Source organism: Eoetvoesiella sp. (genome assembly GCF_035555955.1).
Lineage (GTDB): Bacteria > Pseudomonadota > Gammaproteobacteria > Burkholderiales > Burkholderiaceae_B > Eoetvoesia.
In genome coordinates this window covers 80,760-105,075 of record NZ_DATMGA010000011.1, presented here as the reverse complement: position 1 = coordinate 105,075, position 24,316 = coordinate 80,760, and the positions used below count along the sequence as shown (strand labels likewise).

Sequence of the window (24,316 nt, the reverse complement as noted above, 5' to 3'; positions counted from 1 at the left end):
TTTAGTACTCACTACATTAATTGCATCGAAAGCAGGGGAAACCCCAATCTTCCACCATGTTCCTGATGCTTCGTCCATCCAAAAAAAACGCCGGCAGGCGCGGCGTTCCAGGAAATGGCGGCGTTGCGCGGCCGGCTCAATCGCCGGGCAGGCGCGCGACGGAGCGCAGGGCGATGTCGACGATAAAAGTTCGCCAGTGCTCCAGTTCGCCCTGGCCCCGCAGATTGGAATTGAGAAACACGCTCAGGGTGTAGTGGTTGGACAAATAAAAGTAGCCCAGTGCCGCGATTTCGATATACAGGTCGCGGGCGCTGATGCTGCCGCGAAAAAGACCTTTCTCGACCCCCGAGCGCAGCACCTGGTCGAGCACCCCCACCGCCGGCGACGACAGTTCGCTGGCGCGGGCGGATTTCTTGATGTGCTTGCCCTTGAGCAGGTTCTCGCTATTGAGCAGGGTAATGAATTCGGGATGGTCCAGGTAATACTGCCAGACGAAATTCACCACTGTCGTCAGCGCGGCGACCGGGTCTTCGAGATCGATGTGGATGTTCGCCTCGGCCTCGTTCATCTTTTGGTAGGTGGCTTCCAGCACTTCGACGAAAAGCTGGGCCTTGCTGCCGAAGTAGTAGTAGATCATGCGGTCGTGCGTGCGCGACAGCTTGGAAATGCTTTCGATTTTTCCTTCGGTGAAGCCGTTGCGGGCGAACACCCGGGTGGCGGCGCGCAAGATGGCGTCCCGGGTTTTGTGCGCGCGCTCCTGGGCGCCCCGCGTTGCCAGCTGCGCCGGCGTCTTGCGCGCGGAACGCGCCGCCGGCTTCCTGGCCGGCGCGCTTTTGGCCGCGGCCCCTTCCTCGTCGGCGAACGCCGTTCTGACTTTTTTTATACCTGTAACCATAAGGCCGGCCATTAAGATGAATGCCCCAATTCTTGCATCAAAAAAAAATGTAGTCAATACTAAACAATTTGGTATTTACTACATTAATTTTATGGTCTACCATGCGTGAATCCGTCGCCGGCCGGCACACGCGCCGCGCGCGCAGAACAACAATCAGCAAGGAGCCGAAATGACTCACGTAGTAACCGAAGCCTGTATCAAATGCCGCTACACCGACTGTGTCAGCGTATGCCCCGTCGACTGTTTTCACGCCGGCCCCAACTTCCTGGTGATCGACCCGGAAGAATGCATCGACTGCGCCGTGTGCGTGGCCGAATGCCCGGCCAACGCCATTTACGCCGAGGAAGACCTGCCCGAAGGCCAGGAAGTCTTCATCGAGCTCAATGCCCAGTTGTCCCAGCAATGGGAGGTCATCTCCGACAGCGAAGACCCCCTGCCCGACGCGGACGACTGGAAAGACAAAAGCGATAAACTCGAATTCCTGGAACGCTGATTCGCCGCGAAGGTTGCGCTGCCCGAACCGGCAGGCGGCTGGCGGCCGCCGAACGCGTTCGCATCCCGCAACGCACACCCATGGTCATCAAGGACACACTCCATGCACAACAACTGGATTGCCGGCGAATGGATCGGCGCTTCGAATAGCCAGAACAATCTCAATCCCTCCGACCTGGACGACGTCGTCGGCCAATACGTCCGGGCCTCCGAGGCCGACGTCCAGGACGCCATCGCCGCCGCGCACGCGGCCTGGCCGTCCTGGTCGCTCGGCACGCCGCAGCAGCGCTTCGACGCCCTGGACCGGATCGGCGCCGAAATTCTCGCGCGCAAGGACGAACTGGGCGAACTGCTGGCCCGCGAAGAAGGCAAGACCTTGCCCGAAGCCATTGGCGAAGCGGCCCGCGCCGGACAGATCTTCAAGTTCTTCGCCGGCGAAGCCCTGCGTATCGTCGGCGACATCCAGGCATCGGTGCGCCCCGGCGTCCAGGTCGAAGTCACGCGAGAACCCATAGGCGTGGTCGGCATCATCACACCCTGGAATTTCCCTATTGCCATTCCGGCCTGGAAAATCGCGCCCGCGCTGGCCTACGGCAACTGCGTCGTGTTCAAGCCGGCCGACCTCGTTCCCGGCTCGGCCTGGGCGCTGGCCGACATCATCAGCCGCAGCGGCCTGCCCGCGGGCGTCTTCAACCTGGTCATGGGCCGCGGCTCGGTCGTAGGCGCGGCGCTCATCGCCGACCCGCGCGTCGACGCCATCACCTTCACGGGTTCGGTGGAAACGGGCAGGCAGATATTGCAGCAAACCGCCGCCCTGCAAAAGAAAGCGCAACTGGAACTGGGCGGCAAGAACCCGCTCATCGTCCTGGACGACGCCGACCTCGAAACCGCGCTCAACTGCGCGATACAGGGCGCGTTCTATTCAACGGGGCAGCGCTGCACGGCCAGCAGCCGCATCATCGTCGAGCGCGGCATCTACGACCAGTTCACCCAGACCTTGGCAGAACGCACCAAGGCCCTGCGCGTGGGCCACGCGCTGGCGCCCGAAACCCAGATCGGCCCGGTTTCCGACGAGTCCCAGTTGCAGCAGAACCTGGAATACGTGGCGATCGGCAAGGCCGAAGGCGCGCGCCTGCTTTGCGGCGGAGAACGCCTGCAGGCCGCCGGCAACGGCTATTACTTCAGCCCGGCGGTATTCGCCGACGCCACGAACGACATGCGGATTTCACGCGAGGAAATCTTCGGCCCCGTCGCCAGCGTCATTCCCGCCGACGACTACGAGCATGCCGTGGCCCTGGCCAACGACACCGAATTCGGCCTGAGCTCGGGCATCTGCACGCAATCGCTGAAACACGCCACCCACTTCAAACGCGCCAGCCAGGCCGGCATGGTCATGGTCAATGTCGCCACCGCGGGCGTGGACTACCATGTGCCCTTCGGCGGGCGCAAAGGCTCCAGCCACGGCCCGCGCGAACAAGGGCGCTATGCGCAGGAGTTCTTCACGGTCGTGAAGACCGCCTACACGCTGGCCTGATCCCGACATCGGGCAAACCCCAGGGCCGCACCTACAGCAGCACGGGCTCGTCGGGCAGGTCGTTGCGGTTTTCCCGCCCTTCGGGCAATGGCGGGCAGTACAAGGCCAGGGCCTGCTCGATGGCGGCCACAGCATCCAGCAGGCCGGCCGCGTAGTCGCCATGCTGCAGCCGGTTCTGCAGCTTGGCGATCACGCTTTCCCAAATCTGCGCCGGCGCCGCAACACCCCGGTCGGCCACGATCTCGATGCTGTGCCGGTCCAGCGCCAGGTACAGCAAAACACCGGTATTGAACGGAGTGTCCCAGACCCGCAGGCGCCCGAACACCTCCAGGGCGCGCAAATGACTGTCGCGCTCGTGCGCAGGCGCAACCGCCTCGACTGCCACCATAAGTTCGCCGGTGTGGCCCTGTTCGCTTTGGCGGATGCGCTGCGCGATGTCCGACAACACCTGGGGGGTGAAGTGCTTGCGGCGCAGCCAATGCCCTTCGGCAAACGCCCACCCGCTCAGCTCCTTCCATTTGCCGCCGTCCTGACGCACATCGACCTCCTGCTTATGTTCTGGTTACGGCCATGGCGCACAGCGCGGCCGGACACTGCCATGTGTTCATCGCCGGCCGGCCCTACCAGCCGCCGGAAGCGCCTCCGCCTCCGCTGCCGCCGCCACCTCCACCGAACCCGCCGCCCCCGCCGAATCCACCGCCGCCAAACCCGCCGCCTCCGCCGAAGCCTCCCAATCCTCCCAGGCCGCCGACGACGCCGCCGCGGCGCGATGCGCGGGCTCCGCCCCGGCCGGCGCCCAGCGCCCGCCCAACCAGGCTGATGAGCAGCGCCGCCACGCCCCCCAGCACGGCCGCGCCCAGGCTGCCGAACAGCAGGCCGGTAAAAACGCCGATGACGATCAGGGCCAGCAGCGGCGGCATGACCAGGGAAAAGAAGGCCAGCGGCAGCAGCATGACGCCGGGCCCCTCGACGGAAGAGGAATCCGGCGCCGCCTGTTTGGGCGGAGGAGGCAGATCCTCGCCGTCCACCAGCTTGACCAGGCTATTCACGCCGGCGGTAACGCCTCCGGCAAAGTCGCCCTGCTTGAACCGGGGCGCAACCTGCTCACGGATGATCCGGCCGGCCAGCAGGTCGGGCACCGCGCCCTCCAGCCCATAGCCCACCTCGATGCGCAGCTTGCGGTCGTTCTTGGCCACCAGGAAAAGAATGCCGTCGTCGACGTTCTTGCGGCCCAGCTTCCACTGCTCGAACGCGCGCACGGCGTACTGCTCTATGCTTTCGCTGCCCGTCGTGGGGATCATCAGCACGGCGATCTGCGCCCCCTTGCGCTGCTCGAGCGCGGCAAGGGTCTTGGTGAGCTGGTCTTGCGTGGCCTGGTCAAGCGTATGCGTGGTGTCGGTGACGCGGGCGGTAAGCGCAGGAATGGCGGCCTCGGCGGCTCGCGCTGGCAAGGCCTGCAGGCACAACGAGAACAGGGCGGCCGCCATCGCAAGCCACATCAAGCCAGACCGCGCGGCGGCCCGCGGCAAGGCCGCTGGACGGACTATCGCCACAGCCATCCGGCTCTTTCCTTCTTGAACACTGTTTGCCATGATCCAGACACCGATTGATGTTGCCAAATGCCGCCGCTGCACCGCCCCTACTTCGCCGCTGCGGGCGTCGGCACGTCGAACTTGACCTCGGGGTCGCGCATGATCTGGTCCTGCTTGTCCATGCCGTAGTTCTCTTTGACGTGATAGCCGAAAATCTTCGCGGTGATGAGGGTGGGGAACTGGCGAATGGTGAGGTTGTAGGCCTGTACCGCCTGCACATAGCGGCCACGCTCGGTCGCGATGCGGTTTTCAGTGCCCTCCAGCTGCGTCATGAGGTCGCGGAACAGCCCGTCGCTTTTGAGCTGGGGATAGTTTTCCGACACGGCAATAAGACGCGACAGCGCGGACGACAACTGGGCCTGGGCCTGCTCGAACTTGGCCATGAGCTGGGGGTTGTCCAGGTCGCTGGCCTTGATCTGGATGCTGCCGACCTTGGAGCGCGCCTCGGTGACCTGGGTCAGTACGGTGCGTTCGTTCACCATATAGGCATTGACCGAGTTGACCAGCTTGGGCACGAGTTCGGCCCGCCGCTCGTACTGGTTGAGGGTTTGCGACCAGGCGGCCTTGACCTGCTCGTCCTGGCGCTGGATTTCGTTATAGCCGCAGCCCGAAAGCAGGCAGACAATGGGAATCAACAACAGAATCAGCAGACGTTTCATGGTTGCGGTCATTTCCGGAACAAGGTTGGCAAAAAGGGATGCCGCCCGTGAAACGAGGCCGGCTACCTATCGCACGCGGCAACGGCAACCCCCCCGCCGGGCGGGCTGCGCCGCAGGCGCGAACGACAGGCAAATTACAACAGGTAAAGCCCGGCTTGCCAAGAACTTCGGCGCAAATCCGCTTCCCGGGCTCGGCGGGCAGGCCACCGCATATAAATGCGCGAAAAAACCCGCAACTGCGTTACAATGGCAAGTTATGCGCCGAGCCAATCAGCGCATGACACGTGTGAATGTGTTGAAGATGTGTACGCAAGAACGCTTGCCGCGCGCAAAAAAACACACGCGAAGGTTCGCTGCCGCAAATACGCGGCGGCAAATTTGCAACAGCATTGCAACGGCGCCGCAACGGCGGCTCGCCGCGCAACGACGCACGAATTCCTTGTTTTTACTTCGTCCGCCTAGATTGGTGTCTCTCGACTCGAGCGATAGGCTGTCGCTGGAGTTATTCTTGAATACCCAAACTGATTTTGCCTCCCTCGGGCTGGCCGAACCCCTTTTGCGCGCAGTTTCCGAAACCGGGTACACCGCGCCCACCCCCATCCAGGCCCAGGCCATCCCGCAAGTGCTCAAGGGCGGCGACCTGCTGGCCGCGGCGCAAACCGGAACCGGCAAGACCGCCGGCTTCACGCTGCCCATCCTGCACCGCCTGCTCAGCAGCCCCATGGCTGCGCGCAAGCCCGGCCGTCCCCGCTGCCTCATCCTGACGCCCACGCGCGAACTGGCCGCTCAGGTCGAGGAATCCGTGCGCACCTACGGCAAGCACACCGCCATACGCTCCCTGGTGATGTTCGGCGGCGTCAACATCAACCCGCAAATCAACGCCCTGCGCAAACCCGTGGACATCCTTGTGGCCACGCCGGGACGCCTGCTGGATCACGCCCAGCAAAAAACCGTGGACCTGTCCGGCGTTGAAATCCTGGTGCTGGACGAAGCCGACCGCATGCTGGACATGGGCTTCATCCGCGACATCCGCCGCATTCTGGCCCTGCTGCCCAAGCAGCGCCAGAACCTGCTGTTCTCGGCCACGTTCTCCGACGAAATCCGCGAACTGTCCAAGGGCGTGCTGAACGATGCCGTCGAAATCTCGGTGGCACGCCGCAACACGACCTCGGAACTGGTGCAGCAAAGCGTCGTCATGACCGAACAGGCGCACAAGCGCGACCTGATCAGCTACATCATCCGCGAAAGCGGCTGGCACCAGGTGCTGGTGTTCACCCGCACCAAGCACGGCGCCAACCGGCTGGCTGAAAAGCTGGTCAAGGACGGCCTTTCGGCGGCCGCCATCCATGGCAACAAAAGCCAGGCGGCGCGCACCCGCGCCCTGGCCGGCTTCAAGGACGGCAAGGTCGCCGTCCTGGTCGCCACCGACATCGCCGCACGCGGCATCGATATCGACCAGCTTCCCAACGTTATCAACTTCGAGCTGCCCAACGTGCCGGAAGACTACGTGCACCGCATCGGCCGCACCGGCCGGGCCGGCAGCGAAGGCTCGGCGCTTTCGCTGGTGGACCGCAGCGAAATCAAGTTCCTGAACGCCATCGAAAAGCTCATCAAGAAACCCATAGACCGCACCACCATCGACGGCTGGACGCCCTCCATGGTTCAGCCCGACTCGCACCACTCCGATCGCGACGACCGGCCGCCGCGCCAGGCCCGGCCCGGCGCATCGGCCAGGCCGGACGGCGCGCGGCGCAATGGCCGTCCGGGCGGCAGCCCGGCAGGCCGCGGCAGCCGCCCGGCCTCGTCGGGCGACCGGCGCGAAGGCGCCGGCAGCCGCGGCTCGCGCGCGCCCCGATCCGGCGCCCCCCGTTCTTAATCCGCCCTTGGCCGCATCCGCCTGAAAATCCGTCATGAGCATTGACAACGAAGTCGCCCGCCGGCGCACATTCGCCATTATTTCCCACCCCGACGCGGGCAAGACCACGCTGACGGAAAAGCTGTTGCTGTTCGCGGGAGCCATCCAGATCGCCGGCAGCGTCAAGGCCCGCAAGGCCAGCCGCCATGCATCGTCCGACTGGATGGAAATCGAGAAGCAGCGCGGCATTTCGGTGGCCTCTTCGGTCATGCAGATGGAGTACCGCGACTGCGTCATCAACCTGCTCGACACCCCGGGGCACCAGGACTTCTCGGAAGACACCTACCGGGTGCTCACGGCGGTGGATGCCGCCCTCATGGTCATCGACGCCGCCAACGGCGTCGAGCCCCAGACCATACGCCTGCTGCAGGTTTGCCGCGCGCGCAACACGCCCATCATCACCTTCATCAACAAGCTCGACCGCGAGGTTCGCGAACCGCTGGACCTGCTGGCCGAGATCGAAGCCCACCTGGGCATGGACGCCGTGCCCTTCTCCTGGCCGGTCGGCATGGGTCGCTCCTTCGGCGGCGTGTTCGACATCCGCCACGACCACATGCGCGTCTTCAAGGCGGGGCAGGAGCGGCGCGGCGACCAGGACGAGATCATCGCGGGCCGAAGCAACCCGGACATCGCGCGGCGCTTCGGCGACGCCTACGCCAAGGCCGACGAAGAGATCGAGCTCCTTCAGGAAGCGGCGCCCGCCTTCGACCAGGAAGCCTTCCTGGCGGGCCGGCAGACCCCCGTGTTCTTCGGTTCGGCCATCAACAATTTCGGCGTGCAGGAAGTCCTGGACGCCCTGGTCGAGCTGGCGCCCCGGCCCGGCCCGCGCGAGGCGCTGGAGCGCATCGTCCAGCCCCAGGAACCCAAGTTCACCGGCGTGGTCTTCAAGGTGCAGGCCAATATGGATCCCGCCCACCGCGATCGGGTGGCGTTCGTGCGCGTCAGCTCGGGCCGCTTCGAGCGCGGCATGAAGCTCAAGGTCTGCCGCACCGGCAAGGAAATCCGTCCCAACAACGTGGTGTCCTTTTTATCGCAGCGGCGCGAACTGGTCGAGGAGGCCTACGCCGGCGACGTCATCGGCATCCCCAACCACGGCGTCCTGCATTTGGGCGATGTCCTGACCGAGGGCGAGAACCTGCACTTCACGGGACTGCCGTTCTTCGCGCCCGAGCTGTTCCAGGCCGTGGAAGTCAAGGATCCGCTGCGCGTCAAGCAATTGCGCATCGGCCTGACCCAGCTTGGCGAAGAAGGCGCCATCCAGGTCTTCCGCCCCGAGGCCGCCGGCGGCGCCCTGCTGCTGGGCGCGGTGGGTCAGCTGCAGTTCGAGGTGGTGGCCCACCGCCTGAAGACCGAATACGGCGTCGAGGCGCGCATGATGCCGTCGCGCTACAACATGGCCCGCTGGATCACGTCGGAAGACCCCAAGGCGCTGCGCAAGTTCACCGATGCCAACGCCCAGCACATCGCCTACGACGTCGTCGACGCCGTGGCCTTCCTAGCCAGCTCGCCCGCGCAGCTGCGGGTGGCGCAAGAGCTCTACCCGGCCATCGAATTCCATGCCATGCGGGAACACGCCGGCAAGGTGTTCGGCGCCGCCGCCTGAACGGATCGCCGGCGTGCCGCCGGATGGCGCGCCCGCGAATGCGGCATGACCTTGCCGCGCAAGGCCGCCACGGACAGCTCAGGCCCGCACGGTATCGCCCGCTTACGTTCTAACAAATGCTTACACGCCTTGGCAGAATTCAAGGCTTTATACTAACGGACACTCTGAATATTAAGGCTACGAATGTCCTGGCGTTCCCTTTTTGCACTACTCATCGTTGCCGTGGCGGCATCCGCCTGGGGCGGCTTGCGCCTGGGCAACTGGCTGGTGGCCCACGGCCCCGCGCTTGCCAAGCCCCTGCCCGACCGCGTCGAAGTCTCGTCCGTTCCTCTTCTGGATGCCAACGGCAAGGCCGTCGTCGCCCAGCCTCCCCAGCCCCTGACCAGCGGCGGCCTCGGCGTTCCCCAGGCTCCCGCCGAGGTCGCCTGGGAAATCCCCGCCAAATCGCTGGACGAAACCAAGGCCAACCAGGTCGTCGCGGTATCCACCACACCCATCACCATGGTCGAGGCCCAGCAAATCGCCAAGAACAACGATAGCCGGCATCTGGTCGGCATCGGCGATGTCGGCAACCTCATGGGGGCGCAAAGCGGCGGCGCCAAGCCCCCGCTGCAGCCCATCGACGCACCCGAGCCGCCCCCGCCCCCGCCCAATCCATCGACCGCGCCCGAGTCGACCGCCTGGCAGGCCAGCCTGCGCCAGGATCTCCAGGCCTGCAGCGCCGAAAGCTTCTTCGACCGGCCCAGTTGCGCCTGGGCGGCGCGCAACAAATACTGCACACCCCACCAGGCCTGGGGCACCATCAAGGACTGCCCCTCCAAAAGCTTCTAGTGCCGCCCCGCCAGGCCGCGCAAGCTAGGCGGCAACGCCTGAGCGCGCCAGGCGGCGCGTCGGCAAGCCTACGGACCTGATACATATGCAACAAGCCCTGACCGGAGCACCGGCCAGGGCTTGAATGTTTTTGCGGCGGGAAGCCCGCGCCTGGCGCAAGGCAAATACATGGGCCTGCGTGGCCCGCCCGGAATTACCCCGACTATTCGTCCATCTGGGTTTGCAGATAGTTTTGCAGACCCACTTTTTCGACGAGCTCGATATTGGTTTCCAGCCAATCGATATGCTCTTCGGTGTCGTCCAGAATGTCCTGGAACAGGTCGCGCGATACATAGTCGCGCACCGACTCGCAGTACGCCATGCCTTCCTTGACCGTGCTTTGGGCGCCGCTTTCGAGCTTGAGGTCACAGGCCAGGATTTCGGGCACCGACTCGCCGATGAACAGCTTGTGCAGGTCCTGAAGGTTGGGCAGGCCGTCCAGCATGAAAATGCGCTGGATCAGACGGTCGGCGTGCTTCATTTCGCCGATGGATTCATCGTACTCGTGCTTGCCAAGCTTGTTGAACCCCCAATGATTAAGCATGCGCGCGTGCAGGAAGTATTGGTTGATCGCCGTCAACTCGTTCTTGAGCTGCGCGTTAAGGAATTGAATTACTTTTTTATCGCCTTTCATGGCCATGCTCCCAAGTCTTGTAAAGCCGGCAAGGCGCCGACAGAAACCGCTGCATCAAAGGCGGCCTGCAGTGGGCCGGGCGCTTCAATGCCGGGCAGGCGCTGCGAAACCAGCTTGAAATTCCCCCTGGGCGCCTTCCCGTGACCAATAGGCTAACACGGCTATTCGGCAAAAAACATCGAGGCAGAGCGCCCGATTCCCGGTATGGAACAAAGCAATGCGTGACAAGGCACAAATGGGAATGAAACTGTTTATTGAAACGGCTACTTGGCAAAAGCCGTAAACTGGAGCCGGAACAGTCGGAGGAAGAAGGAAATTGCCGGAATTTCAAGGCAAACCGACGGCCTGATCGGCTTGGCGACGCACGGAATTTTCATTGAAACCGGCGCCGGATTTATTGTAACCAGTTACGACAAGTAGCCGGAAACGCGCGCGAGGACGCACTCGAACACCGCGCTAGCGGCTGTTTGGTTAGTTCAGGTATGTAGAGAGGCATGGACTTGCCAGGCAAGGCGCCAGCCGTGGAGATAGCCAGGCTATAAGGGTTTGTTGGGCGCCATTCAGGCGCGCCGCGCGATTTCCTCGATCATGACGACCGAGACGGAAGCATCGTTGGCCGCCTCGACGACCAGGGCGCCGAGTTCGGGCGCGGGGATATGGCCGGCATAACGGCCGCCCGGCAGGTACTCGGCCGCCGTTTCGGCGCAATGCCCGCAGCAGGTCGCGACCCCAAGCTGCCCTTGAAGGTCGGACATCGTGAGCGCACCGTCCGCGACTGCGGATTGAACCTGGCGCTCGGTGATAGCGTTGCAGATACAAATGAACATGAGAACAATTATCATCTGATCGTCATAAAAAAGCAATCGCCCAAAAGATTTATTTTGTATCTGCGGCCAAAATCGCACGTTTTTCCGGCAAGACCAAGGGAAGACCCTAGGATCATGGCCGGCCTTGGCAACTGAGGCGGCCATACGCCGGATCTGGGCGCGTCCGCCCAAGCCGCATACCAGTGGCGCAACTGGAGGAAGCCGGCTGCGCTACTTGGCGGAAAGCCCCGGGAAACTGCGACCTTCAGCGCTTGAGCTGCGCCCGCGCCTTGCGCAGAGCGGCGGTTTCGATGCCCGCCGCTTCGCGGTACTTGGCCACCGTGCGCCGGGCGATCACCACCCCTTGCTCGGCCAGCCGGGCCATAAGCTGGCTGTCCGACAGCGGCTTCTCGGGCTTCTCCTGCGCAACCAGCTTCTGGATCAGGCTGCGCACCGCCGTCGCCGACGTGGCATCGCCACTGTCGGTATCCAGGGCCGCGCCGAAAAAGAACTTGAGCTCGAACACCCCCCAGGGGGTCTGCATATACTTTTGCCGCGTCGCGCGCGATACCGTGGACTCGTGCATTTCCAGCTCCAGCGCAATATCCCTCAGCAACAGCGGACGCATGGCCTGGGGCCCCTGCTCGAAAAACGCTTGCTGGCGTTCGACCACCACCTGGGCGACACGCAATATGGTCTCGAACCGCTGAGCCACGCTTTTCACCAGGCCATGGGCCGATTGCAACTGGCTGTGCAGATCGGGGCCGGGCCTTGCCTCGGGCGCCGCGGCGCCAGCGACACCATCGGAGTCCACAACCCCGGCCGATTCGCCGGCCTCGGCGGCAACGCCGCCGTCGTCGCCTTCCCCCGCATGGCGCACGCTGCAGGCATTACGCGCCCGGCCCTGCGCGGCCGCGCCGGCGTCGGTTCCGCGCGCCGGACGGCTTTCGCGCAGCAGTTTTTCATACAGGGCATTGACGCGCACGCGAGGCACGACATTGCCGTTCAGCCGCGCCTGCCAGTGGCCCGCCACCTTGCGCACGATGATTTCCGGGTTGACGTAGTCGGCCTGCGAACCCGCCCACGCCCGGCCCGGCTTGGGATCCAGGCCAAGCAGCAGCATGCGGGCCGCGCGCAGTTGTTCTTCGGTGCACGACAGGGCCTCGCGCAGGCGGTTGAGATTGCCTCCGGCCAGCAAGTCCAGATGCTTGTGAACCAGCTTGCGTGCAAGCCCCAGCACTTCGGGATCGGCCGCCCCCTTGTTTTGCTCCAGCTGCAGCAACAGGCATTCGCTTAGCGACGACGCGCCAACCCCCGGCGGATCGAACGACTGAAGCAGACGCAGTGCGGCCCGCAGCTCATCGATATCCACATCCAGCTCGTCCGGCAGGTCGCCAAGAATTTCCTGCAACGGCGTCACCAGATAGCCGTTTTCATCGAGGTCGTCGATCAACACGGCAAGCAGCGCCCGGTCGCGCCGCGAGGCATGCGTCAGTTGCAACTGCTTCAGCAAATGCTGCGCCAATGAATCGGGCGCGCTGGACTCGAACGGCGCGTAGTCGTCATCGCCCTGACCCTGGCTGGCGCCGCCCGGCACGGGCGAATCGCCGTGCTCGATAGGCACAGTTTCCGATACCGCCGGCATCGCTTCGGTGTCATACTCTTCATCGAGCTCCAGCAGGGGGTTGTCCTCCAGCGCCTGCGCCAGCTCGGCTTCGAGATCCTGCGCCGAAATCTGCAGGAATCGAATCGACTGCTGCAGTTGCGGTGTCAGTGCCAATTGCTGGCTTTGGCGAAGCTCTAAAGATTGACGCGATAGCATAGGTAAAATAACCGGCATGAATTCGATCACACAACACCAGCCCACCCGCCAGGACGACGCCGTACTGCGCAACACGCTATTAAAGCTCACTGCGGCGCAAAAAATACTCTGCACCGTCGTGGTCGCGGCCGTCGCCCTGATTTGGTACGACCTCCTGAACCGCCTCATTGCCTTCGGCCGGGGCCTGGACTACACCGGCCTGCATGCGCTGGGCGCGCAGATCGTCGAGTTCCTGAAACACTACAACCCGTTTTTCTGGTGGGGGGTGGTGGCGCTGTGTACCCTGATTATTGCCTATTTTCTGTACGGTTTTATCCAAAGCACCCGGCGTTGGTCGCAAGCCAGGCTGGTCAGCGCCGAAACCCTGGCCGAGCTCCTGAAACATTTGTCGGCGCCCGCCCGCGAGGTACTGAACTGGGCCTGGCAAGACAGGCGCGACCCCATGACCGTTGGCGATTTGCAACGCGCCCACCGCGAACTACGCGCGGGGCGTTTCGGCAAAATCCAGCTTTCGGCCAGGCATGCCGCGCTTCTCGACAGCGAAACCCCTTGATCCGGCGCCGGCCCGCCCTTGCCAAACGGGCCAGAATGTGTTTGACTATCAATCATGAATCCCGCGCACCATTCCTTTGCAAACGCCTCCAGCCGCCACGCGGCTGGTTCGGCTGCGGGTACCCTTCTTCTTGCGCGCCTTCCCCTGGCGCTGTCGCTGCTACTACCGATCGGTTGCCGAGCCTAGCGCTCCGTGGCAGTTCGGCAGCCTGTATCCGCCACCTTGTTTTCCTCTGTATTGCCGTGGGCCCCTAGCCCGTGATCCGGGTTTCACCCCAGGCTCTTCGGTAATAAAATAACGTACAGACTCAGTCAAATAGGTGCACCAAATGCTCTCCAATCCATCCGACAAATATCGCCCATTTGTGCCGTTCGCGCGCGACTTCGCCGAGCGCACATGGCCCAGCAAGCGGATTACCCATCCGCCCATCTGGATGAGCACCGACCTGCGCGACGGCAACCAGGCGCTGATCGAACCCATGAGCGTCGAGCGCAAGCTGCGCATGTTCCAGCAGCTCGTCAAAATCGGCTTCAAGGAAATCGAAGTCGGCTTCCCCTCGGCATCGCAAACCGATTTCGACTTCGTGCGCAAGCTGGTCGACGAAAACCTCATTCCCGACGACGTCACCATCATCGTCCTCACCCAGTCCCGCGACGACCTCATCCACCGCACCGTTGAAGCGGCCGCCGGCGCCAAAAAGGCCATTGTGCACATGTACAACGCCTGCGCGCCTGCCTTCCGCAAGATCGTCTTCAACATGAGCAAGGACGAAGTCAGGGATCTGGCGGTAAACGGCACCCGGCTCATCAAGAAGTACACCGGCGAACACCCCGAAACCTACTGGCGCTACGAGTACTCGCCCGAAGTCTTCAGCACGACCGAGCCCGAATTCGCCCTGCAGGTATGCAACGCCGTCACCCAGGCTTGGCAGCCCACGGTCGAGTCCAAGATCATCTTCAACCTGCCCGCCACCATCGAGGCCACCACGCCCAATATGTACGCGGACCAGATCGAATGGATCAACAACCGTCTCGAACACCGCGACTGCATCGTGCTTAGCGTCCACCCGCACAACGACCGCGGCACCGCCGTGGCGGCGGCCGAACTGGCCGTCATGGCCGGCGCCGACCGCATCGAGGGCTGCCTGTTCGGCCACGGCGAGCGCACCGGCAACGTCGACCTGGTCACCTTGGCGCTCAATCTGTACACCCAGGGCATCCACCCGGGCCTGGACTTCTCCGACATCGACGAAGTCCGCCGCTGCGTCGAATACTGCACCCAGTTGCCGGTGCACCCGCGTCATCCGTATGCGGGCGACCTGGTCTTCACCGCCTTCTCGGGCTCGCACCAGGACGCCATCAAGAAAGGCTTTGCCCAGCAACAGCCCGACACCCTCTGGGAAGTGCCCTACCTGCCCATCGACCCGGCCGACCTGGGCCGCAGCTACGACGCGGTCATCCGCGTCAACAGCCAGTCGGGCAAGGGCGGCGTGTCGTACCTGCTCGAACAGGAACACGGCCTGGTCCTGCCGCGCCGCCTGCAAATCGAATTCAGCCGCGCCATCCAGCGCGTCACCGATGAAACCGGCCGCGAAGTCACCGCCGGCGACGTCTACGACCTGTTCAACAAAGAGTACCTCGACCTCGAAAAACCCTGGAAGCTGGTGCGCCACCGCATCACCGGCGATCCCAAGGCCCAAACAGGCCGCCAGTTCGCCATCGACGTCGAACTCGAGCACGACGGCGCGGTTCGCCATCTCAAGGGCCAGGGCGACGGCGCCATTGCGGCATTCGTCGACGCCCTGAACCTTGGCGTGCGCATCATGGACTACCACGAGCACGCCATCGGCACCGGCACCGACACTCGCGCGGCAAGCTATGTGGAACTGCGCGTCGGCGACTCCAGCTCCGGCTTCGGCGTGGGCGTGCATGCCGACATCGTCACGTCGTCGTTCCTGGCCATACTCAGCGCGGTCAACCGGCACTTCATCAACAAGGCCGCCGAGGCCATGGCGGCCTGAGCGCGGCAGACGCGGCACACATCGGGCGAACCTCACGGTTCGCCCGTTTTGTTTGCATGGCGCCCACGGCCCGGCGCGCCTTTTAGTACACTTGGATTCGTAATCCAGCACCCGAATCGAAGGCTCATCATGCAAAAAGACGAACTGCTGTGGCGCGACTGGCATCCCGTCATGATCGTCGCCGACATGGCGGCAAACCAGTCGTATCAAACCACCGTTCTGGGCGTTCCCATCGTCTACTCGCGCGACACGCAAGGCTATCACGCCCGCCGCGTGCAGGGCGACGGGCCCTGTGCCATCAAGGAACGCTACGCCACGGTATGGGTGTGCCTGAGCCAGGATCCGCTGGATTTCTTCGCCATTCCCGAATTCGACGAGCCGGACCGCCGCGTGCTCGGCGCCGGCTCCATCCGCCTGCACGTGTCCGGCCTGCGCGCGGTCGAGAACTTCCTGGACATGGGCCATTTTCCCTATGTGCACGACGGCTACCTGGGCAGCGAACCGTATACCGAAGTCCTGCCCTACGACGTCGACATCGATCCGCAGACCAACGAAATCTACGCCCGCAACTGCCGCTTCGTGCAGCCCCGCGCCTCGGCCATCGCCGACAAGCCCATCGACGTCAGCTACATCTACCGGGTCGCCCGGCCATACGTCACCCTGCTCTACAAGACCTGCGTGCCGGCCCCCGACAGGCAGGACGTGATCGGCCTCTTCGTGCAGCCGCTGTCCGAGGAATGGTGCGTCGCGCATACCGTCATGATCTACCTCGACGACGTCAACAGCGACGAAGAATTGCGAAAGTTCCAGCAGACCGTCTTCGGCCAGGACCTGATGATCCTCATCAACCAGGTTCCCAAGCGCATGCCGCTGGAAACGCGCCACGAAGTTCCGGTGCGGGCCGACGCCATGTCGTCGGTCTACCGGCGCTGGCTGCGCGACAACAAGATCGCCTACGGCACGTACTCCGAGCCCGAAACCGCAACGGCCGGAGCATAAGCATGGCAGTCCTGGATCCCCACACCTGGTACCCCATCGCCCGCAGCGAGGAAGCCCCCCGTCGCCACGTCTACCAGGCCCAGCTGTTCGGCTACGAGTTCGCCGTCTGGCGCGACGACCATGGCGCCCTGAACGTCTGGGAAAACCGCTGCCCGCATCGCGGCCTGCGGCTATCGCTGGGCGTCAACAACGGCAAAGAGCTGCGCTGCCAATACCATGGCTGGACCTACGCCAGCCAGACCGGCGCCTGTACGCACGTGCCGGCCCACCCGTCCCTTGCAGAGCCCACCAAGGCCTGTGCCCGGCCCATCTCGACCATCGAGCAGGCAGGCTTCATTTGGATAGCGCTCGACCCCCAGACCACCCAGCCCGGCTTCACGCAGGCCCAGGCCGACGCCCGGCTCAGCCTGCGCAGCCTGCCGATCAACCGCGACATGGCCGCCGTGCGCGAAGCCCTGGCCAGCTACCGCTACGCCATCCCCGGCCGCGACGGCGCCATGGCGGCAAGCAACGATTCCAGCCAGGCTGCACCGCACGTCGTGGAACTGCGCAACCAGCCCGAGGCCTCCCCGGGCAGCGCACCGGCCGTCCTGCACTTCCTGCTGCAACCTGCCACAGAATACAAAACCATCGTGCATGCAGTCGCCTCCGGCATCGACGGCGACCCGCTGCAAATCCGCAAGCACCACAACCGGCTGATGAACGCCTTGCGCGCCGAACTGGAAAGCGCGGCGCCGCCGGCGGCACAGGCCTGCGCCGATCCGGCCATTCCCCTGTACAAGCTGCTGCCCGTGCCACGCCCCGCCAAACAAAAGTTCGACTGCCGCATCGTCGGGCGCCGCGTGGAATCCGAGGGCGTCATTTCGCTGGAACTTGCCGCCGCCGACCCCGCCCATCCCCTGCCCGCTCTGGCTGCGGGCGCGCACCTGAACCTCACGACGCCCAGCGGGCTGACGCGCCAGTATTCAATCGTCAACGGCCCGTCCGAACGCGACACCATCACCATCGGCATCAAGCTCGAACCCGATTCGCGCGGCGGCTCCCGATCCATGCACGAGGCCGCCACGGAAGGTGTTGTCCTGCAGGCTTCGGTGCCGCGCAACACCTTTCCGCTCGTCCCCTCGGGCAAACAGCCCATACTCATCGCCGGCGGCATAGGCATTACCCCGCTGCTCTCGATGGCGCAAGCCCTGCAGGCCATGGACGAACCCTTCGAGCTGCATTATTTTGTGCGCGCCCCCGAATACGTTTCGTTCAAGGCCCGCATCGAGGCGCTGGGCGGAGCCGTGCACCTGCACATGGGCCTGGACGCGGCGCAAACCTCGGCAAAGCTTGCCGGGATCCTTGCACCGCGCACCCTGGGGCAATCCAAAGTCTACGCCTGCGGGCCCGGGCCGATGCTCGACGTGGTGAAACGCACCGCCCTGGCCGGCGGCATCGACGACAGCGACATCCATTTCGAGTACTTCAAGAACGACGCGCCGCCGGCATCGGGCGCGCCCTTCACCGTGCGGCTCGAACGCTCGGGGCGCGAGTTCGAGGTCGCCAACGGCCAAACACTGCTGCATGCCCTGCACGAACACGGCATCGAGCTGGAAGCCTCGTGCGAGCAAGGCGTATGCGGCACCTGCTTCACCAATGTGATCGCGGGCGATATCGAGCATCACGACCTCTATCTTTCCGCTTCCGAGAAAGCCTCCGGCAAGTGCATCATGCCCTGTGTATCGCGTGCGCGTTCCGGCACGCTGATCCTCGACCTGTGAGACGCGCACCATGATTAAGCTTTTTGACTTCGAACTTTCGGGCAACTGCTACAAAGTGCGGCTCATGCTGTCGATACTGGGCCTGCCCTACGAAACCGAGAACATCGAATTCTTCCCCGGGCGCCAGCACAAATCGGAAGCCTTCCTGCAGATCAACCCGCTGGGCCAGTTGCCGGCCCTGCAGGACGCAGACCTGACCCTGCGCGACGCCCAGGCGATACTCGTATACCTGGCCAGCCGCTACGACCCGAACCGGCGCTGGTACCCCGCGGAGCCCGAAACCATGGGCAGGATCACCATGTGGCTGGCCTTCGCCGAAGGCCTGACCAACTCGATTTCGTCGGCGCGCCTGCACGATCTGTTCAACTACGATTTCGACGCCGGCAAATGCCGCCAGCGCGCCCACGAACTGCTGCGCGTCTTGGACGAGCACTTGTGGTTCGAGGAAAGCCAGGGCCGGCAATGGCTGTGCTCGGCCGATCACGCCACCATTGCCGACATCGCCTGCTTCCCCTACGTCATGCTGTCCGACGAGGCGGATATCTCCCTCATCGACTACCCGGCCGTACGACGCTGGACCGACCGAGTCAAGCGCCTCGAAGGCTTCACGCTCATGGCCGGAATCTTCCCGACATCGGCCGCCCCCGCTCAGCGGGCCGCTGCTATCTAGGGCCTGTCGATACTCAACAAGCCCTCACACCCAGGAGACAAAATGGAACGCCGTACCGTATTGAAAGCCATGCTTGCCGCGAACATGACGGCCCTCCCCTTGGCGCGGGCGCTCGCCGCCGGCGATCCGCTGAAGGTGGGATTCATCTACCTGGGCCCCGTCGGAGACTGCGGATTCGCCTATCAACAGGACCTCGGGCGGCAGGCGCTGGAAAAAAACATGGGCCGGCAGGTCAGCGTGCGCGTCGTGCCCGACACCAACGAAGGCCCCGACGCCGAGCGCGTCGCGCGTGAATTGACCCACGACGGCTGCAAGCTGATTTTCGCGGCCTCGTTCGGCTACATGAACCCCGTGATGAAAGTCGCGCGCCAGAATCCCGGCACGTACTACACGATAGCCAGCGGCTATCGGACCATGAAAAATTTCGGCGGCTACAACGCCAAATGGCAGGAAGGCAGCTACCTGGCCGGCATTGCCGCGGGCAAGATGACCAAGTCCAACATCATCGGCTACGTGGCCCCGCATCCGGTGCCGGACGTCATGTGGGCCGTCAATGCCTTCCAGCTTGGCGCCCAAAGCGTCAACCCCAAGGCCCGGGTGCAGGTCATTTTCGTGAACTCCTGGTACGATCCAGGCAAGGAACGCGAGGCAGCCCTTACCCTGATGAACCTGGGCGCCGATTTCATGACCCACTTCACCGACACGCCCAGCGTCGTCCAGGCCGCCGAGGAAAAAGGCGTCTGGTCGATCTCCTTCCATTCGGACATGTCGAAATACGCGCCGGTGAAGTACGTGACCGGCATCACGCACAACTGGGGAAACTACTTCACCCAGGTTGCCAAAAAAGTGATTGCCGGCACCCAGCAGGGCGAGCTGTATTTCGGCGGCATCAAGGAAGGCGTGGTAAAGATGGCGCCCTTCGGCCCCCATGTGCCGGCGGACGTCATAAGCGCAGTCAAGGCCAAGGAACAGGACATTGCGTCGGGCAAATTCAACGTGTTCGCCGGCCCGATCAAGGACCAGGCCGGCACCGTGCGCGTTGCGGCCGGCAGCGCCTACCCCGAAGCCGACCTGGGCAAGATGGACTGGTTCGTCCAGGGCGTGACCGGCAGCACCGGCAGATAAGGCAGCGGGGGCTGGCGCCCCCGTTCAGCTACCAGACAGGGGCCGGCTCCCAGGTGACGTCGGCGCCATGCTCGAGCGAGATGCGCAGCATGGCCAATAGCGGAAAGGCCCGCTGGCGAAAGGTGACAGGCCGCGAAATAGGATGTTCGCGCGCATCGTTCTCGTCGTCGCTTTCTTTGAATTCTGCGGACGTGTCGATGGCCATGGCCTTTTCGATTCCGGCAATCGCCGCCGTCAGGTCGGCGTAAGTAATGACTCCTCGTTCAGGCAAGGTATCGGTGTAAGGCTTGCCGGCAGCCTTGAGAATCGGCAGTGCATGCTGGGAAAACATGAGCACTTCCGCGGCGGGTTTGGAGTGAAAGACGATCAGCATATTCGGTTTCCCTCAATAGACGAATACATACACTACCCTAACATTCGGCGTCTGCCAAGCGGCACTATAGGGCTTTACTTTTCATGTAGAAAACGGCATGAACAAAGCCTTTGCACTCTTGCGCGGCGGCATGGCCGCCATGCTGCTGATCGGCGCGGCATGCGCCGCAGCGGCGCGCGCCGAGCCCGTCTGCCGGCCTTCCTCGCTGGGCTCGCCTTGCGCCTCGGGCGGCATTGCCACGCAGGCCGACCTCGAACCCGGGCTCAACCTTGGGGCCGGCAATCCCATTCACATCGTCACCGGCAACAAGTACCAGCACGAGCGCGATCTACTGCCGTTCCTGCACTCTCCTTTGCTGGAAATCTCGCGCCACTACAACGCGCTCGACCGCCGGCCGTCGGTGCTGGGCCAGGGTTGGGCGCTGGCCTACGACACGCGGCTGCACGTGTTCGCCGATCGCTGGCAAATCGTGCAGGCCGACGGCAGCCGCATCGTCTTTTCGGGCGCAGGCAAGAACCAGCGTTCCAACCGGCACGGCACGGTCCAGCGCAATGCCGCGCAATGGTTGTGGACCTGGCCCGATGGGCGCCAGCTTGTGTTCGACCGCCACGGCCGGCTGGCGCGGCTTGCCATGGGGCCGCCTTCGGCATCGGCCGTAACGCTGCACCGCCACGACGAACCGGGGCCTCTGCTTGGCGCCATACGCGCCATCGTCGACGACAACGACCATACGCTGGCGTTCCACTACAGCATTCACCAGCAGCGCGCCTATCTGGATCGCATCGCCACGCCGGCCGGCACATTCCGCTACCATTACGAATCCGCCGACCCTGCATCGCCGGGCCCGCTGCGGCTGCGCGCCGTGACCCGTCCCGACACCATGCAGCGCCGCTACTTGTACGAGGCGCAGCGCCAGGGCGGCAACCCTTTTCACCTGACCGGAATCGAAATCGCGCCCGCCGAAGGCAAGCCGGCGCTGCGGCTCAATACCTGGGCTTACGACCCGCAAGGCCGGGCCGTGCTGTCCATCCAGGGCGCGCCCGATTCCGGCGCCAACGAGATCCACATCGACTACGTCCGCACGCCGGACGGCGAACGCAGCGGGCTGACCATCGTACGCGATGCGCACAATCGCGAAACGCGCTTTCGCACATCCTTGCAGGGCGGGCGGCATGTCCTGCTCGAGGCCGGCGGGGCCGGCTGTCCGGGTTGCGCCGCGCCGGGCAGCGTAGGCCGCTACGACATCCACGGCAGGCTCATCCACATCAACGGCATGGCGATACGCCGGCACGCGTCGGGCCGGATCCGCCAACTGGCCCCCGTGGCACCGGGCTGGCCGGGGCTGGCCCTGGACTACAACCAGGTGGGCCTGCGCACTTCGTGGCGCTCGATGCCGACGGGGACCGAACGCACCATCTACGATGCGCAGCGCCGACCGCTGCGCCGGCTTTTCGGCAACGGCGGCCATTGGGATTACAGCTACGACGCAGCGGGCAGCCTCGCCTCGGTCGTGGCCGCCAACACACCCAGCACCCAAAACATGCCCCCACGCTGCGCCGCTACGCAGCTTGCTACCCCCTTAGGAGAGCCTTTTTGCCCTGAGGCGACCCAACGGCAAAAAACCACCCTGTCCCGGCCGGAGGCCGGCGTATTGCGCATCGGCCATCCCCACGAAACCGAAACCCGCCGCTACGACAGCCGGCAACGCCTCGTGTCGCGCACCGTGCAACGGCCCACCCTCGCCACGCCCCACCACGAGCGTTTCGAATACGATGCGCAAAACCGCCTGATCCGGCATCATCTGCCCGAAGGCGGCCGGCTCAGCTATCTGTGGGGCCCGCAGCAACGCTTGCTGGGCATAACGTGGCACGACACGCAAGGCAGGCGCCATACCGTCGTTCAAAGCCATCCGTCGCAGCCCGGCTACCAGTACGGCAACGGCCTGCGGCTGCACGCCACCCTGCACCAGGGCCAGGCTCGCCAACTCGTCCTGCGCAACGAACAAGGCGGGCTTTTATGGCTGCAGCGCCAGGACTACGACCAGAACCATCGCGTCAGCCTCGAAACCCATTACACGCCGGCCGCCGGCTACGCCGAGACCTGGAGCTACGCCTACGACGCCGCTTCCCGCCTGGCCGGCGCGCAAGGCGCACACCGTCGCCTTCGTCCTGGCGGCGCGCCTCCGCCTGTACCCGACCCGGAACCTAGCGGCGGCCAGGCCGGCGCATCCGGAACGACACACTGGTATGCCTGGAACGACGACGGCTCGCTGGCCGCCCGGCGCACCGATGGGACAAGCTACCGGCCCAAAGCGGAATACGACCGCAGCGGTCTGCCAGCCGTGCTGGACGGCCACGTCACGCATTACGGCCCGAACCGCCGGCTGAGCGCCGTCGAACAGAACGGCACGGTCCTGGCCAGCTATGCCCACAACGCCTTCGGCCACCGCGTCCACAAGCGTACGCCCGCCGAACTGATCGACTATTTCTACGCCGAAGGCAGGCTCGTGGCCGAAGCGCGCCGGCCGGCCAATGCCGAGGCGGCCGCCGGCATTACCCGCCGCTACATCTACGCCCACCATGTGCCGGTGGGGCTGGTGGTGTACACCCGGCAAGCGCCGCAAGGCACGCTGTACGCCATCCACGCCGACCTGCTCGGCGCGCCCCGCCTGCTTACCGGCCAGGACCAGGCAGTGCGCTGGTTCGCCCGCTACAGCCCCACCGGCGAGGCCCAGCGCCTGGCCGGCGACATGACCCTGGATCTGCGGCTGCCCGGGCAGGTCTTCGATGCCGAAACCGGCTGGCACGACAATCTGCTGCGCACCTACCTGCCGGCTTCGGGGCACTACCTGGAGCCCGACCCCCTGGGGCCCGCGCCCGGCAGCCAGGCCCGCGGCTACGCCAACCAGCAGCCGCGCCGCTACGTCGATCCGCTGGGCCTGCTGCTGTTCGCCTTCGACGGCACCCGCAACACTCCGCAATCGCAGACCAATATCTGGAAAATGAGCCAGCGCTATCTGGACGGCCAGGTGTTCTATCACGCCGGGCCGGGCAATGCCGCCGCTTCGTACCCCGACTGGGACAGCATTACGGCCTACAGCGCCTCGCGCATCCTGGATGCCCAATGGAGCAATCTGCTTGCCGCGCTGGACGGCGAGCCCTTCGACCCGGCCCAGACCATACCCATAGACATCATCGGCTTTTCCCGCGGGGCCGCCCTGGCCCGCCACTTCGGCAACCTGGTCGACAACCACGTCGCCGACGGGCTTTTCTCGTACCAGGACGAACGCCTTGGCCTGGTCACGGCCTGCGTCGACCTGCGCTTCATGGGGCTGTTCGACACGGTGGCCCAATTCGGACTGGGCGGCATCCGCAATGCCGACTACGACCTGAGCATCGCTTCCTCGTGGGGCTGGGTGGCCCATGCCGTGGCGCTGCAAGAGCACCGCCGCTATTTCCCATTGAGCTCCGTACAGGGCGGCGAAGGCCTGAACACCATCGAAGCCCCGTTCATCGGCGCCCATGCCGATATTGGCGGCGGCGCGGCCCATACGGAAGACGCCACATCCGGCGGCCTGCAAGGCGATCTGTCCGACGTCGCCCTGAACTGGATGCTGTGGCAGGCCCGCTCCATGGCCTTGCGGTTCGACGCCGGCCCCGCCGAGCAAAGCGAGATCACCCACCCGGTGGTCCACGACCAGCGCACCACCGGCACGCGGCCGCAAGGCGGCGACCGCCGCGTCGACGCCGCCGACGGCACCTTGCTGCACGGCAGCCAGGCCGAACACCCGCGCCTGGGCCAAAGCCAGCGCCTGGCCACCGAGCCCCTGATCGACCGCTACGAAGGCTGGCAAGTCAGCACCTCCAACGAAGTCGGCATCGTCGACATGTCCGGCTACGCGCTGTGGCTGCAAAACGAGTTGGGGTGGCGCGATCTGCCGGCTTAGGGCGGCACCCATGTATGCTTTGGTAACAAAACCGGCCCGGAAGGC

Annotated in this window: 20 protein-coding genes; 12 read left to right on the top strand and 8 right to left on the bottom strand. The window is 64.5% G+C overall.

All coding sequences use genetic code 11. From position 1 onward, the window contains the following. Nucleotides 1-136: 136 nt before the first annotated feature. The gene (locus VNT00_RS02315; RefSeq protein WP_325584096.1) at nucleotides 137-895 is read right to left on the bottom strand and encodes a TetR family transcriptional regulator; all 759 of its coding nucleotides are present in this window, start codon (nucleotides 893-895) and stop codon (nucleotides 137-139) included. A 169-nt stretch (nucleotides 896-1,064) separates the two neighbouring features. Here VNT00_RS02315 and fdxA point away from each other — a divergent pair, with 169 nt between their 5' ends. Next, a complete protein-coding gene (gene fdxA, locus VNT00_RS02310; protein ID WP_325584094.1) occupies nucleotides 1,065-1,388 on the top strand; it encodes a ferredoxin FdxA in 324 nt (107 codons plus the stop codon). A gap of 102 nt (nucleotides 1,389-1,490) precedes the next feature. Continuing rightward, nucleotides 1,491-2,921 carry an aldehyde dehydrogenase family protein gene (locus VNT00_RS02305; RefSeq protein WP_325584092.1) on the top strand — a complete coding sequence of 477 codons (1,431 nt, stop codon included), beginning with the start codon at nucleotides 1,491-1,493 and terminating at the stop codon, nucleotides 2,919-2,921. 31 nt (nucleotides 2,922-2,952) lie between these two features. On the opposite strand, the gene VNT00_RS02300 is transcribed toward VNT00_RS02305, so the two are convergent. From VNT00_RS02300 to VNT00_RS02290, 3 genes are all read right to left on the bottom strand, one after another. Then, complete coding sequence (locus VNT00_RS02300) at nucleotides 2,953-3,459, bottom strand: TPM domain-containing protein (protein WP_325584090.1); 507 nt, start codon at nucleotides 3,457-3,459, stop codon at nucleotides 2,953-2,955. An 82-nt stretch (nucleotides 3,460-3,541) separates the two neighbouring features. Continuing rightward, nucleotides 3,542-4,480 (bottom strand): TPM domain-containing protein, encoded by a 939-nt coding sequence (locus VNT00_RS02295; RefSeq protein WP_325584088.1) that lies wholly within the window; start codon nucleotides 4,478-4,480, stop codon nucleotides 3,542-3,544. A gap of 80 nt (nucleotides 4,481-4,560) precedes the next feature. Beyond that, nucleotides 4,561-5,172: a LemA family protein gene (locus tag VNT00_RS02290; protein ID WP_414650867.1), complete on the bottom strand. Its 612-nt coding sequence runs from the start codon at nucleotides 5,170-5,172 to the stop codon at nucleotides 4,561-4,563. 508 nt (nucleotides 5,173-5,680) lie between these two features. Between VNT00_RS02290 and VNT00_RS02285 the strand changes: the two genes are divergently transcribed. The 3 genes from VNT00_RS02285 (at nucleotide 5,681) to VNT00_RS02275 (ending at nucleotide 9,521) form a co-directional block, all read left to right on the top strand. Continuing rightward, on the top strand, nucleotides 5,681-7,048 hold the full coding sequence (locus VNT00_RS02285) for a DEAD/DEAH box helicase (RefSeq protein WP_325584084.1): 1,368 nt from the start codon (nucleotides 5,681-5,683) through the stop codon (nucleotides 7,046-7,048). 34 nt (nucleotides 7,049-7,082) lie between these two features. Beyond that, entirely contained in the window at nucleotides 7,083-8,690 is a 1,608-nt protein-coding gene (locus VNT00_RS02280; protein WP_325584082.1) for a peptide chain release factor 3, read from the top strand. A gap of 183 nt (nucleotides 8,691-8,873) precedes the next feature. Beyond that, nucleotides 8,874-9,521: a hypothetical protein gene (locus VNT00_RS02275; protein WP_325584080.1), complete on the top strand. Its 648-nt coding sequence runs from the start codon at nucleotides 8,874-8,876 to the stop codon at nucleotides 9,519-9,521. Nucleotides 9,522-9,723: 202 nt separating this feature from the next. On the opposite strand, the gene bfr is transcribed toward VNT00_RS02275, so the two are convergent. The 3 genes from bfr to VNT00_RS02260 all read right to left on the bottom strand — a co-directional run bounded on the left by bfr (nucleotide 9,724) and on the right by VNT00_RS02260 (nucleotide 12,822). Continuing rightward, the gene (bfr, locus tag VNT00_RS02270) at nucleotides 9,724-10,194 is read right to left on the bottom strand and encodes a bacterioferritin (protein ID WP_325584078.1); all 471 of its coding nucleotides are present in this window, start codon (nucleotides 10,192-10,194) and stop codon (nucleotides 9,724-9,726) included. 560 nt (nucleotides 10,195-10,754) lie between these two features. Further along, nucleotides 10,755-11,021, bottom strand: coding sequence for a (2Fe-2S)-binding protein (locus VNT00_RS02265; protein WP_325584076.1), 267 nt, complete (start codon nucleotides 11,019-11,021; stop codon nucleotides 10,755-10,757). Nucleotides 11,022-11,265: 244 nt separating this feature from the next. Continuing rightward, nucleotides 11,266-12,822, bottom strand: coding sequence for an RNA polymerase factor sigma-54 (locus VNT00_RS02260; RefSeq protein ID WP_325584074.1), 1,557 nt, complete (start codon nucleotides 12,820-12,822; stop codon nucleotides 11,266-11,268). Nucleotides 12,823-12,838: 16 nt separating this feature from the next. Here VNT00_RS02260 and VNT00_RS02255 point away from each other — a divergent pair, with 16 nt between their 5' ends. The 6 genes from VNT00_RS02255 to VNT00_RS02230 all read left to right on the top strand — a co-directional run bounded on the left by VNT00_RS02255 (nucleotide 12,839) and on the right by VNT00_RS02230 (nucleotide 19,952). Continuing rightward, on the top strand, nucleotides 12,839-13,375 hold the full coding sequence (locus VNT00_RS02255; protein WP_325584072.1) for a hypothetical protein: 537 nt from the start codon (nucleotides 12,839-12,841) through the stop codon (nucleotides 13,373-13,375). Nucleotides 13,376-13,703: 328 nt separating this feature from the next. Then, nucleotides 13,704-15,395: a 2-isopropylmalate synthase gene (gene leuA, locus VNT00_RS02250; protein WP_325584070.1), complete on the top strand. Its 1,692-nt coding sequence runs from the start codon at nucleotides 13,704-13,706 to the stop codon at nucleotides 15,393-15,395. Nucleotides 15,396-15,524: 129 nt separating this feature from the next. Continuing rightward, nucleotides 15,525-16,394, top strand: a complete 870-nt coding sequence (locus VNT00_RS02245) for an aromatic ring-hydroxylating dioxygenase subunit alpha (RefSeq protein ID WP_325584068.1) — start codon at nucleotides 15,525-15,527, stop codon at nucleotides 16,392-16,394. Between the two features lie 2 nt (nucleotides 16,395-16,396). Next, nucleotides 16,397-18,157, top strand: coding sequence for a Rieske 2Fe-2S domain-containing protein (locus VNT00_RS02240; RefSeq protein ID WP_325584066.1), 1,761 nt, complete (start codon nucleotides 16,397-16,399; stop codon nucleotides 18,155-18,157). A 10-nt stretch (nucleotides 18,158-18,167) separates the two neighbouring features. After that, nucleotides 18,168-18,827 (top strand): glutathione S-transferase family protein, encoded by a 660-nt coding sequence (locus VNT00_RS02235; protein WP_325584063.1) that lies wholly within the window; start codon nucleotides 18,168-18,170, stop codon nucleotides 18,825-18,827. Between the two features lie 42 nt (nucleotides 18,828-18,869). Then, a complete protein-coding gene (locus tag VNT00_RS02230; protein ID WP_325584061.1) occupies nucleotides 18,870-19,952 on the top strand; it encodes a BMP family ABC transporter substrate-binding protein in 1,083 nt (360 codons plus the stop codon). 28 nt (nucleotides 19,953-19,980) lie between these two features. On the opposite strand, the gene VNT00_RS02225 is transcribed toward VNT00_RS02230, so the two are convergent. After that, nucleotides 19,981-20,325 carry a DUF1840 domain-containing protein gene (locus VNT00_RS02225; RefSeq protein WP_325584059.1) on the bottom strand — a complete coding sequence of 115 codons (345 nt, stop codon included), beginning with the start codon at nucleotides 20,323-20,325 and terminating at the stop codon, nucleotides 19,981-19,983. Between the two features lie 97 nt (nucleotides 20,326-20,422). Here VNT00_RS02225 and VNT00_RS02220 point away from each other — a divergent pair, with 97 nt between their 5' ends. Next, complete coding sequence (locus tag VNT00_RS02220; protein WP_325584056.1) at nucleotides 20,423-24,271, top strand: phospholipase effector Tle1 domain-containing protein; 3,849 nt, start codon at nucleotides 20,423-20,425, stop codon at nucleotides 24,269-24,271. Nucleotides 24,272-24,316 lie beyond the last annotated feature (45 nt).